Genomic DNA, 11,888 nt, shown 5'->3' with positions numbered 1-11,888 from the left:
AACGAATAGGCATGCCTTCACCGCATCCTGAGGTGCGGAGCCCCGGCGATTAGGTGAAGATAGGCACGAGCGGGTGACGACGTGCGCCCCTCCTCCTCTCGACTGAGGAGGGGCCGAGCACAGCGAGGCGGATGGGGTGCGCCAGCGAGGATAGTGGGAGATGCTGAGTATCACCTCCGGCCGCCTTCGACGAGGGGGAGGAGGAACGCCTGCAAGCATCGCTTCGGCAAAAAATGCTCATGCTTGAGATCGGGGAAGAGATGCCGCGCGCGGCCAAGACCACGCCACCTGTCCAGCCCCGGACGGCGTCTGGGGCCCGCTTCCTCCGGCACTTCCCCCGGCGTTCTAAGCTTTCGCTATGCCGCCGCGATGGACGCGCTTCGTGGCTATTTCCGTCAAGGCAGGGAGCCGGTGCGCCTTATGCGCTTGTGCCCCGTGTGCGCTCCAGTCCTTCGCGAGCTGGTCCGTATTCAGCATCAAGCTGCAGTGCGCGCGAATAGGACCTCGCCGCGCGATCGGTCTCGCCGCGCTGCTCGTAAACCAGCGCCTGGTTGGCCCAGCTTTCGGCAAGCTCGTCGTCAAGCCGCAACGCGGTGTTGAAATCCGAAAACGCGTTCTCTTCGTCGCCCAGAGCGAGATAGGAAAGTCCGCGTCCGTTGTAGCCGTGTGGCTGATTGGGATCGAGCGAGATGGCGCTGGCGAAATCCTCGATTGCGAACTGATGCTGGCCGTTTGCCTGATAGAGAAGACCGCGGCGATAATAGGCGCGCGGGTCGGTCGTATCGAGCTGGATGGCCTGCTCGAAATCGCGGAACGCGTCGCTAGTGCGCCCGGCGAGGCGGTAAAGCTCGCCGCGACCAACATAGGCGGCGTCATAGCGCGGGTTGATCTCGATGGCCTTGTTGTAGTCGGCCAGCGCGTTTTGCTGCTCACCCAGATAACGGTAGATCAGTGCCCGGTTCGCGTAGGTGCGGAAGGAGCGCGGATCAAGTGCGATCGCCTGGTCGAAGTCCTCCAATGCCCTGCGGTACTGGCCGGCTCGCCCATAGGCGCTGCCGCGGATGTTATAGGCTTCCGGGTCGTTGGGTGTTCGCTGAATCACTGCCGTCAGTGAGGCGATATTCTCTTCCGACCCCTGGGCCGCATCGATGCGCGAAAGGTCCGCAATCGGTTCTGTGGTCGTGCAGGCAGTGACGAAAAGCAGTGCTGAAAGTGCAAAAGCGGCATGCGCCGATCGAACTGTCTTCGTCCTAATACTTTTCGCGCCGGTCATCTGCCTGTTCGTCTCCCTTATGGCGCTGCGCCGGAATACGACGTCAACAAAAAGGCGGCGGCGTTTTTCGTCGCGCCGCCTGATTTTCTTGGCTCTAACCGCGGAAAAAGACGAAAACGAGGCGCTTAGCGCGCCGCCGCCCTTCCTCCGACAAGACCCTCGCGCTGGGCCCGTTTGCGCGCCAGCTTGCGCGCGCGGCGTACAGCCTCGGCCTTTTCCCGCGCACGCTTTTGCGAAGGCTTTTCGTAGTGCCCGCGCATTTTCATCTCGCGGAAAATGCCTTCCCGCTGCATCTTTTTCTTCAGCGCGCGAAGCGCCTGGTCAACATTGTTGTCGCGGACGAGTACCTGCACCCTGATTTTCCCGTCAAAGCGTTGATCTCTAGCGGTCCGATCCACCTTTAATGGATTCAACACCACTGCCCCGCGGCAGGTTTCCACCGCAGGTTGGCCGCTAATACCAGACTCCACGAGCCTTGTCGAGCGCAATATCGCGGAACTGCGCTCAACCTTTCGGGTTAGGGCCTCAGACGAGAATACATGTCATGCCGCCGAAGGGGCGCCTCTTGAGAACTTCCATCTGGATCGCGACTGGCCTCTTCGTCCTCGTTGCCGCATGGTTGGCCAGCGGGATATTCATCTCCGACAGCGGCGATGAAGAAGAAATAGTCCAGGTTGAGGAGCCCGCGCCCACATTGGTCGAGGTGCGGACGTCAACGGCCGAGTCGGTTCCGCAGTATATTTTCGCCCAAGGCGTTGCGCAGCCCTACCGCACTACCGACGTTGTCGTATCGACCGGTGGTACCCTCGATGCAGTGGAGGTGCAGCAGGGCGACATCGTTGAAGCCGGGGCCGAACTGGCGCGAGTGCGCCTGGCGGCCCTGGAGAGCCAGTTGCGAAGCGCCCGCGCGCAGGTGGAAAGCCTGGAAGCCGATCTTCAAGCCGCGCGGCAACTCGCCGAGCAGGGCTTTACCACCGAGTCCCGCGTGCGCGAACTGGAATCGCAGCTCGAAAACGCACGCGCCAATCTCGAGGACATTCTCGAAGATATTCGCGATACCACGATCGAGGCGCCGATTGCGGGGATTGTGAGCGACGTTTTCGTCAACAGCGGTGAGACTCTCTCAGCAGGGACGGCCATCGCCCGCATAGTCGACAACGCGCCTTTGCGTGTGGAACTGAACATTTCGCAGCGCGATGTGGGGCGTGTGGATATCGGCCGCGAGGCGGTTGTCAGTTTTGCGACGGAGGCACTCGCCAAGGGGCGCGTCTGTTTCGTGGCTCCCGCGGCGGATCCGCAGACACGCACATTTCGCGTTGAAATCCGCGTGCCGAACGAGGAGCGGACGATCCCGTCCGTCGTCAGCACGGAGGTGCGCTTCCAGACGGGCGAAGCCGACGCTCATTTCATTTCGCCGGCGATCCTTGCGCTCAGCGACGCGGGCGTTCTCGGCGCCAAGTCCGTGGGGGAAGACAATGTCGTGCACTTTCATCCGGTAGAGATCGTACGCACCGAGGGAGACGGCATTTGGGTTGCCGGCCTGCCGGAAACGCTGCGGTTCATCACGGTGGGGCAGGGGTTCGTGCGCGAGGGCGAGCGCGTCCGTGTCCGGGAAGTTGAGTCCGGTCAGGGCGAAGCGGCTGGCGGAACGCTCGGCAATGCGCCGCTGCCGACCGCGACGGTCGAGACGGAAGCGTTTGAGGGCGCGACGGATCTGCCGGCCGCGCCTCCTGCCGATGAGCTCTGCCGGGGGGTGGGATCGAACGCAGTGATGACGAGTTCCGTTCCGGGATCGTCGGGGCAAGGCGCACCCGCGCCTGATGGCAGTCCGGGACAGCAGCCAGATGGGGTCGGAGGCGGGAGCCAGGCTCCTGCGGACGGCGGCGGCGCGCCGAACGCCGGCGCTGGAACGACGCAGTCAGTGCCCGATACGGCTTCGCCGGAACCGACCTCACCCGCCATTCCTTCGCCGCGGAACGAACAATCCCCGCCCCAGGCATCCGATGAAACCGGAACGCAGCAGCCCGATGGCGGGCCGGGAGGTGCGGTCGATGCACCTCCGGCGGGCGGGGATCAAAGTGGTGCCGGTGTGGCTCCACCGTCCGAGGTCGAGGGCGTCGAGCCATGAGGTCGATCATCGACATTGCGTTTGACCGCAACCGTGTCGTGACGATCATCCTGGTGTTGATCCTGATTGCCGGCGGCTACGCATATGCGGTGATCCCGAAGGAATCCGCGCCGGACGTTCCCATCCCGATCATCTATGTGTCGGTGGCGCAGCAGGGAATATCGCCGGAGGACGCGGAGCGCCTGCTCCTGAGGCCGCTTGAAACCGAGCTACAGTCCATCGAAGGACTCAATGAGATGAGTTCGGTCGCGGCACAGGGCTACGCTGCGGTGACGTTGGAATTCACGGCAGGGTTCGATGCCGACCAGGCCGAGCGGGACGTGCGCCAAGCGGCCGACCGGGCCAACGCGGAACTGCCGCAGGGTGCTGAGGAGCCGGTGGTGCGCGAGGTGAACGTCGCGCTTTTCCCTGTTCTTACCGTCATGCTGTCGGGACCGATATCCGAGCGCGCGCTGGTCGACCTGGCCGAGGAATTCCAGGATCGGTTCGAGGCGCTTGCGGATGTGCTGGAGGTCGATATCGGCGGCGCACGGGAGGAGGTTCTCGAGGTGCTGATCGATCCGAGCGCGCTGGAAAGCTACGGCGTGCCCTTCGACCAGCTCCTTTCCGGCATCGAGCGCAACAACCAGCTCGTCACTGCCGGCGCGATCGACACCGGCGCGGGAAAGATTTCGCTAAAAGTTCCCGGCGTCATCGAAAACATCAACGATGTGCGCCAGATCCCATTGAAAGTCTCCGAAAACGCGGTGGTCACCGTCGGGGATGTCGCCGTGGTGCGCCGCGGGTTCGAGGACCCGGGAGGGTTCGCCCGTATCGACGGCCAGCCGGCGGTGGCGCTGGAGGTCACGAAACGCATCGGGGCCAACATCATCGAGACCGTGGAGGCGGTGAAGGCGATCGTTGAGCAGGGCGAAGACCGGATCCCGGAGAGCGTCTCGGTGACCTACCTGCAGGACCAGTCCACCGAGGTGCGGCAGACTCTGGGCGACCTGCAAAACAATGTGATCGCGGCAGTCGTACTGGTCATGATCGTAATCGTTGCCACGCTCGGCTGGCGCAACGGCCTGCTGGTGGGGCTTTCCATCCCCGGCTCGTTTCTCGCGGGCGTCCTCGCCATCTGGTGGATGAGCTTTACGATGAACATCCTCGTTCTCTTCAGCCTCATTCTCGTGCTGGGCATGGTCGTCGATGCCGCCGTCGTCTCGACCGAACTCGCCGATCGCCGCATGGCCGGCGGCATGGCCCCGAATGATGCGTACCGGGCGGCTGCCAAGCGCATGTTCTTGCCGATCTTCGCCTCCGCGGTGACAACGATCGCGGTGTTCGTGCCGCTCCTGTTCTGGGGCGGTATGGTAGGCGAGTTCATGAAGTTCCTGCCGATCACAGTGATCGTGGTGCTGATGGCATCGCTCGCCATGGGCCTGATCTTTATCCCGGTATTGGGGGGGCTAATCGGACGGCGCAATCCGCGCGCGGAAGAGGAGGAGAAGGCCCTGGCCGCGGCCGAGGAGGGCGACCTCAATGATCTCAATCGAACGACGCGCGCTTATATCGCGGTCCTGCGGAGGTTGTTGCGATGGCCAGCGACAACGCTGGTGGCGACGTTAGTCTTCCTCGTGATCGCGGTCACGGCTTACGTATTCTTCGGCCGCGGCGTCGAGTTCTTCCCCGAGGTGGAGCCGCGCTTCGTGCAGGCGACGGTGAAGGCGCAGGACAATCTCTCGGTTCACGAGAAGGACACGCTGGTGCGCCAGGTGGAGGATGTGATCATCGGTACGGAGGGCATAGAGCACATCTATGCGCGGACGATCGATGATGCTTCCGGAGCGGAAAACGTTTCCTCCGACACGATAGGCATTTTGCAACTTGACCTTCTGGAATGGGATGAGCGCCGCCGCGCGGCCGAGATCATCGATGAAGTAAGGGCGAGGACGGCGGATATTCCCGGCATCGAAATTCTTGTCACACAGCAGCAACAAGGGCCGGGGCAGGCAAAGCCGATTGAGCTGCAGTTGTTCGGAACCGACCCGGAGACGCTGGAAACGACGGCTGAGCAGGTGCGGGATTTGATGCAGGAGTTGGGAGGGTTCACCGATATCGAAGACGACACGCCTGTTTCCGGGGTTGAGTGGCGCATTCAGGTCGACCGTGAGAGTGCAGCCCGCTTCGGCGCGGACGTGGCCATGCTGGGGCAGGCCGTGCAACTTCTCACGCAAGGCCTGCAACTGGCAGAGTACCGACCGGCGGATGTGGAGGATGCCGTCGACATTCGGGTGCGCTTCCCCGCGCAGGAGCGCACGCTCGACGGTCTTTGGCGCCTTACCGTCCCAACCGAACGCGGACAGACACCGATCACCAATTTCGTCACGATCGAACCGGCACCGCGCACGGGCATCATCAATCGAGTCGACTCAAGTCGTGTGGTGACCGTTGATGCAAACGTAGCCGAAGGGGAATTGCCCGCCGACAAAACAGCGCAACTGCAGCGTGCCATTCAGCAAGCGGAATTGCCAGCTGGCGTCGAGGCCGAGTTCGCAGGCCAGCAGGAGGAAATTAGCGAGGCGCAGACGTTCCTGGTCGGAGCCTTTTTCGCCGCTATCGCGCTCATGTTTCTGGTAATCGTTACCCAGCTGAACAGCATCTACCAGGCGCTCGTGGTGATGAGCGCCATCATCTTTTCCGTCGCCGGGGTGATGATCGGCCTCCTGATCTCCGGACGACCGTTCGGTGTCGTGATGGGTGGTGTCGGGGTGATCGCGCTCGGCGGAATCGTGGTCAACAACAACATCGTGCTGATCGACACCTTCAACGAGATGCGGGAGAAGGGATATGCGGTTGGGGAAGCGGTCATCCGCACCGGCGCACAGCGCCTCCGCCCCGTTCTGCTCACAACGATCACCGACATACTGGCCCTAATGCCGATGGTGCTGGGCCTCAATATCGATCTGATAAACCGGCAAATTCAGCACGGCGCGCCATCAACCCAATACTGGACCGAGCTTTCCACTACGGTTGCGGGAGGTCTGGCATTCGCCACTTTTCTGACCCTCGGCCTCACGCCCTGCATGCTGGTACTCGGCGACCGCGTGCACCAGTGGGTTTCGAATCTCCGCCGCCGCTGGAGCGGGCAGCCGACGGGCGAAGCGGCTGAGTGAACGCGTGGTTTGCCCCTCTCTTGCGATCTCTAATTCTTTAGCCTCCGCTTCGCTCCAGCTAAACGCTGAACCTCCAGGCCTAACAAACCGCTGCCACCAAAGCCGGGACGAGTCTGCTTGGCGCAAAACGGCAAGCGCCGTCGCAATCAGTGCAAGACGCTTGGCCCAGTTCCGTTACTGGTAGGCTGATTCATGTCGGAACGGCAGGCGAAGGCCGAGGGAGCCCATGCGCAAATATTCCGTTTTTGCCATCGCGCGCGAGGCCCTTCGCGGCAACACAGGTTGGCCGGAGCAGTGGGGCTCGCCTGAGCCGAAAAAATCCTACGACGTCATCATCATCGGCGGTGGCGGGCACGGCCTCGGCGCGGCGTATTATCTCGCCAAGGAGCACGGCATCACCAATGTCGCGGTGCTGGAAAAGGGCTGGCTGGGCGGCGGCAACACTGGTCGTAACACGACGATCATCCGCTCGAATTATCTGTATGACGAGAGTGCGGGCCTCTACAATCATGCTCTGAGGCTGTGGGGTGGTCTGAGCCAGGACCTCAACTACAACGTCATGTACTCCGCGCGCGGAGTGATGATGCTGGCGCACAATGTGCACGACGTTCAGGTGTTCAAGCGGCACATTCATGCCAACCGCCTGAACGGCGTGGAAAACGAGTGGCTGACCCCCGAGCAGGCAAAGGAATATTGTCCGCCGCTGAACATCTCGAAAGACGCACGATATCCCGTCATGGGAGCGGCCCTCCAGCGGCGCGGCGGAACCGCCCGCCACGATGCGGTTGCCTGGGGTTATGCAAGGGGGGCATCGGACCGCGGCGTCGACATCATTCAGAACTGCGAGGTCACAGGCATCCGGCGTGGGCGCGATGGCGCTGTCACCGGCGTCGAGACGACGCGCGGGCCGATCAACGCCAGCAAAGTCGGCGTTTCGGCGGCCGGGCACTCCTCGGTGCTCATGCAGATGGCCGATGTTCAGGTGCCGCTGGAATCCTTCCCGCTTCAGGCATTGGTTTCAGAACCGGTAAAGCCTGTCTTCCCGTGCGTCGTCATGTCGAACACGGTGCACGCCTATATCTCCCAATCCGACAAGGGCGAACTGGTGATCGGCGCGGGTACCGATCAGTACACCTCCTATTCGCAGACGGGCAGCCTGGCGATCCTCCAGCACACGCTGGACGCGATTTGCGAACTTTATCCCATGTTCACGCGCATGAAGATGATGCGCTCCTGGGGCGGTGTGGTCGACGTGACGCCGGACCGCTCGCCCATCTTGGCCAAGACGCCGGTCAAGGGGCTTTACGTCAATTGCGGCTGGGGCACCGGCGGCTTCAAGGCCACGCCGGGCTCGGCCCATGTCTTTGCGCATACCATTGCACGCGACGAGCCACACCCGATCAATGCCCCCTATACGCTCGAGCGGTTCCGCACTGGGCGGCTTATCGACGAGGCCGCTGCGGCGGCCGTGGCGCACTGAGGTCGAACCATGCTGCTGATTCATTGCCCTTATTGCGAGGAAGAGCGGCCGGAACCGGAGTTTCGCCATGCCGGCGAGGCGCATATCGCCCGGGCGGAAAACATCACCGAGCTTTCGGACGAGGAATTCGAACGGCACTTCTTCATTCGCTCCAATCCCAAAGGCATCGCCTTCGAGCGCTGGCGGCACATGCATGGCTGCGCGCGGTTCTTCAACGCGGCGCGGGATACCCTCTCCGACAAGTTTCTGGTGACGTACAAGATAGGCACGCCGAAGCCGGATCTAAGCGGGGAGATTCGCAGGAAATGACGCAAGCTTTCCGCATACCCTCCGCCGGTCGGCTCGACACCGGCAGGACACTGGACTTCACCTTCGATGGCAAGAGCTTCACCGGTCTGGAAGGCGACACGCTGGCCTCCGCTCTGCTGGCCAATGGCGTTCATCTCACGGGGCGCTCGTTCAAGTATCACCGCCCACGCGGGATCCTTTCGGCAGGCGCGGAGGAGCCGAATGCGCTCGTAGGAATCCACCGCGACGAGGCGCGGCGGACGCCGAACGTACGCACGACCATTCAGGAGCTTTACGCCGGGCTGACGGCAGTTTCGCAAAACCGGTGGCCGTCGCTGTCCTTCGATGTCGGCGCAATCAGCAATCTCGGCGCGCCTTTCTTCTCGGCAGGCTTCTACTACAAGACCTTCATGTGGCCGCGCGCCGCGTGGGAACGGCTTTACGAGCCGGTCATCCGGCGCACGGCCGGCCTTGGCGTGGCACCGGACAAACCGGACCCGGATCACTATTCCAACCGCTTCGCCCATTGCGACGTGCTGGTGATTGGCGGCGGTGCGGCAGGGCTTGCGGCGGCGCTTGCCGCGGCGGAAAAGGGCGCAAGCGTCATCATCGCTGACGAGCAGGCGGCGCTCGGTGGCTCCCTGCGTTTCGAATCCGGTGCCGAGATCGACGGCAGGCCGGGTTGGGAGTGGGCGCAGGAGACGAAGACCGCGCTTCGCGCCCGCGACAATGTCCGCGTTCTCACGCGCACGACGGGCTTCGGCTACTACGCGCATAACATGCTGGGGCTGGTCGAGCGGCTGACCGACCATCTGGCCGAGCCCAGCCCCGAGGCCCCGCGCGAGCGTCTGTGGCAGGTGCGGGCGAAACGTGTGGTGCTGGCGACCGGCGCCATCGAACGGCACATGGTCTTTCCCGACAATGACCGACCGGGCGTCATGCTCGCGTCCGCCGCACGGACTTATCTGAACCATTATGGTGTCGCCGTCGGGCGCAAAGTTTCCGTTTATACGGCGGAGGATTCGGCCTATGCGGCGGCAATCGACCTGAAAAAGAGCGGGACGGACGTCCTTGCCATTGTCGATCTTCGCACGGATCCGGAAGGCGCGCTTGTCGAGCAGGCACGCTCGCTTGGAATCGATGTGTTTGCCGGCCATGCCGTGACGGGCACGGAAGGGCGGCTGCGCGTGCGGCGTGTCAGCATCTCGCCGGTTTCCGGCGGGCCACGGCGCGAACTGGAAATTGATACCCTGCTCACATCGTCCGGCTGGACGCCCGCTGTTCACCTGTTTTCGCAATCGCGCGGCAAGCTCGCCTTCGATGAGGAAAATCAGCGCTTCCTGCCCGGAGAATACGTGCAGGACGCAGTGTCCGTCGGCGCGTGCAACGGCACGAGCGACTTGGCAGAGACGGTTGCGGAGAGCCTGCGGGCAGGGGAGACGGCCGCCAAGGAGACCGGTGCGAAGAAGCGCAAAACAGTGAAATTTGAGGCACAGGCTTCGGAAGACTGGTCGTCGGGCATGGCTGGCGCCGCGCCGGGTGCGAAATCCGGCAGCAAGGCCATGGCCTTCGTCGATTTCCAGCATGACGTGACGGCGAAGGACATCCGCCAGGCCGTGCGCGAGGGCATGCGCTCGATCGAGCACGTCAAGCGCTTCACCACGACCGGCATGGCGACCGATCAGGGCAAGACCTCCAACATTCATGGGCTGGCGATTGCCTCGGAGATGCTGGGAAAGCCCATCCCGCAAGTGGGCCTCACCACCTTCCGCTCGCCTTATACGCCGGTCACCTTCGGCGCGCTGGTGGGGCATGGGCGCGGAAAACTGTTCGAGCCCACACGGCGGACACCCATCCATAGCTGGGCGGAGGCGCACGGCGCTGCCTTCGAGCCTGTCGGCCAGTGGGAGCGTGCTTGGTACTTTCCGCAGAATGGAGAGGACATGCACGCCGCGGTCGCCCGCGAATGCCACACAACGCGGCAGGCGGCCGGCATTTTCGATGCCACCACGCTCGGCAAGATCGAGGTGGTGGGGCCGGATGCGGCCCGGTTCATGGAACTGATGTACACCAACCCGTGGCAGAAGCTGGCCGTGGGCCGCTGCCGCTATGGCGTCATGCTGCGCGAGGACGGCTTCATCTATGACGACGGCGTGGTGGGGCGCCTAGCCGAGGACCGTTTCCATGTGACCACGACGACAGGCGGCGCGCCGCGTGTGCTCAACCATATGGAGGATTATCTCCAGACCGAGTTTCCGGAGCTGAAGGTTTGGCTCACCTCCACATCCGAGCAGTGGGCGGTGATCGCGGTGCAGGGACCGAAGAGCCGCGATATCATCGCTCCGTTCGTCGAGGACATCGACATTTCGGACGAGGCCATGCCGCATATGTCCGTGCGCGAGGGCAGGGTCTGCGGTGTGCCGGCACGGCTTTTCCGCCTTTCCTTCACCGGAGAGCGCGGCTTCGAAATCAACGTGCCGGCCGATTACGGTCTGTCCGTCTGGGAGGCGGTCTGGGCCGAGGGACAGAAGTACGGCGCCTGCGCCTATGGCACGGAAACCATGCACGTGCTGCGCGCCGAAAAGGGCCTCATCATCATCGGGCAGGAGACGGACGGCACGGTGACGCCGGACGATGCGGGACTCAATTGGGCCATAGGTAAGAAAAAGACGGACTTCGTCGGCATTCGCGGCTTGCAGCGGCCCGATCTCGTGGCCAAGGGGCGCAAGCAACTGGTCGGGCTGAAGACGACGGACCCGAAGACTGTGCTCGAAGAGGGCGCGCAGGTGGTAGCCGATCCTGATCAGCCCGTACCGATGAAGATGATCGGGCATGTGACTTCGTCCTACTGGTCGGAAAATTGCGGGCACTCCATCGCTCTCGCCCTGATCGAGGATGGACGGGAGCGCATGGGAGAAAAGCTTTTCGTGCCGATGCCCGATGGCGTGATCGAAGTCGAGGTGACCTCCACCGTGTTCTTCGACCCGGACGGAGAGCGCACCAATGGTTGAAATTGCACACCGCACGTCACCGCTTGAAGGGCGTGGCTTCGAAGGGGATGGGATTTCGCTTTCGGTCGCGAAACCGGCGAGCCGGCTTTCGCTGCGTGCGCCGGAGGGTTCCCTTCCCGCACTTTCCGAGGCGCTCGGGCTGGAGCTGCCGCAGAGGCCCAAATCCACATCGACAAAGGGGAACAGGGCCGCACTCTGGCTCGGGCCCGACGAGTGGCTTGTCATTGACGAGGACGGGGCGGATCTGATGGCGATTTGCGGCAAGATTCCCGATCTTCACTCGGCCGTCGATACTTCACATCGCAACGTGGCCATCGAAGTATCGGGTGCGCGTTCGGCAGACGTGTTGAGCGCCGGCTGCCCTCAAGATCTGTCGCTCGCGCGTTTTCCGGTGGGGGCGTCTTCGCGGACGGTCTTTGGAAAGGTCGAGATCATCCTCTGGCGCAGGGATGAGCAGACATTCCATGTCGAATGCTGGCGCTCATTCTCGGCCTATGGCTTCGATCTTCTGGAAGCGGCCGCGCGTGAAGCGGAGTAACGGGAACCGGTTGAT

8 protein-coding genes are annotated in these 11,888 nt (G+C 63.0%); 6 read left to right on the top strand and 2 right to left on the bottom strand.

The features are described from left to right. Positions 1–418: 418 nt before the first annotated feature. Positions 419–1,273, bottom strand: a complete 855-nt coding sequence (locus LY631_RS13140; protein WP_274425879.1) for a tetratricopeptide repeat protein — start codon at positions 1,271–1,273, stop codon at positions 419–421. A 125-nt stretch (positions 1,274–1,398) separates the two neighbouring features. Next, positions 1,399–1,626: a 30S ribosomal protein S21 gene (gene rpsU, locus LY631_RS13135; RefSeq protein WP_274425878.1), complete on the bottom strand. Its 228-nt coding sequence runs from the start codon at positions 1,624–1,626 to the stop codon at positions 1,399–1,401. Positions 1,627–1,838: 212 nt separating this feature from the next. Here rpsU and LY631_RS13130 point away from each other — a divergent pair, with 212 nt between their 5' ends. The 6 genes from LY631_RS13130 to LY631_RS13105 all read left to right on the top strand — a co-directional run bounded on the left by LY631_RS13130 (position 1,839) and on the right by LY631_RS13105 (position 11,873). Beyond that, the gene (locus LY631_RS13130) at positions 1,839–3,401 is read left to right on the top strand and encodes an efflux RND transporter periplasmic adaptor subunit (protein ID WP_274425877.1); all 1,563 of its coding nucleotides are present in this window, start codon (positions 1,839–1,841) and stop codon (positions 3,399–3,401) included. Continuing rightward, positions 3,398–6,556, top strand: coding sequence for an efflux RND transporter permease subunit (locus LY631_RS13125; RefSeq protein ID WP_274425876.1), 3,159 nt, complete (start codon positions 3,398–3,400; stop codon positions 6,554–6,556). Before LY631_RS13130 ends, LY631_RS13125 begins: the two co-directional genes overlap by 4 nt. 226 nt (positions 6,557–6,782) lie before the next feature. Next, positions 6,783–8,036: a sarcosine oxidase subunit beta family protein gene (locus LY631_RS13120; protein ID WP_274425875.1), complete on the top strand. Its 1,254-nt coding sequence runs from the start codon at positions 6,783–6,785 to the stop codon at positions 8,034–8,036. Between the two features lie 9 nt (positions 8,037–8,045). Further along, on the top strand, positions 8,046–8,345 hold the full coding sequence (locus LY631_RS13115; protein WP_274425874.1) for a sarcosine oxidase subunit delta: 300 nt from the start codon (positions 8,046–8,048) through the stop codon (positions 8,343–8,345). After that, complete coding sequence (locus LY631_RS13110) at positions 8,342–11,335, top strand: sarcosine oxidase subunit alpha (RefSeq protein ID WP_274425872.1); 2,994 nt, start codon at positions 8,342–8,344, stop codon at positions 11,333–11,335. Before LY631_RS13115 ends, LY631_RS13110 begins: the two co-directional genes overlap by 4 nt. After that, on the top strand, positions 11,328–11,873 hold the full coding sequence (locus LY631_RS13105; RefSeq protein ID WP_274425871.1) for a sarcosine oxidase subunit gamma: 546 nt from the start codon (positions 11,328–11,330) through the stop codon (positions 11,871–11,873). Before LY631_RS13110 ends, LY631_RS13105 begins: the two co-directional genes overlap by 8 nt. Positions 11,874–11,888 lie beyond the last annotated feature (15 nt).

The sequence above is a fragment of the Chelativorans sp. YIM 93263 genome (genome assembly GCF_028767125.1).
In the GTDB taxonomy this organism is placed as follows: domain Bacteria; phylum Pseudomonadota; class Alphaproteobacteria; order Rhizobiales; family Rhizobiaceae; genus Chelativorans.
The sequence above is the reverse complement of the archived record's forward strand: the minus strand, read 5'-3'. Positions and strand labels throughout refer to the sequence as shown.

Excerpts from the sequence above, each read along its gene's own strand:
- LY631_RS13110 (WP_274425872.1), top strand. The coding sequence starts at position 8,342 with ATGACGCAAGCTTTCCGCATACCCTCCGCCGGTCGGCTCGACACCGGC.
- LY631_RS13115 (WP_274425874.1), top strand. The coding sequence starts at position 8,046 with ATGCTGCTGATTCATTGCCCTTATTGCGAGGAAGAGCGGCCGGAACCG.
- LY631_RS13120 (WP_274425875.1), top strand. The coding sequence starts at position 6,783 with ATGCGCAAATATTCCGTTTTTGCCATCGCGCGCGAGGCCCTTCGCGGC.
- LY631_RS13140 (WP_274425879.1), bottom strand. The coding sequence starts at position 1,273 with ATGACCGGCGCGAAAAGTATTAGGACGAAGACAGTTCGATCGGCGCAT.
- LY631_RS13105 (WP_274425871.1), top strand. The coding sequence starts at position 11,328 with ATGGTTGAAATTGCACACCGCACGTCACCGCTTGAAGGGCGTGGCTTC.
- LY631_RS13125 (WP_274425876.1), top strand. The coding sequence starts at position 3,398 with ATGAGGTCGATCATCGACATTGCGTTTGACCGCAACCGTGTCGTGACG.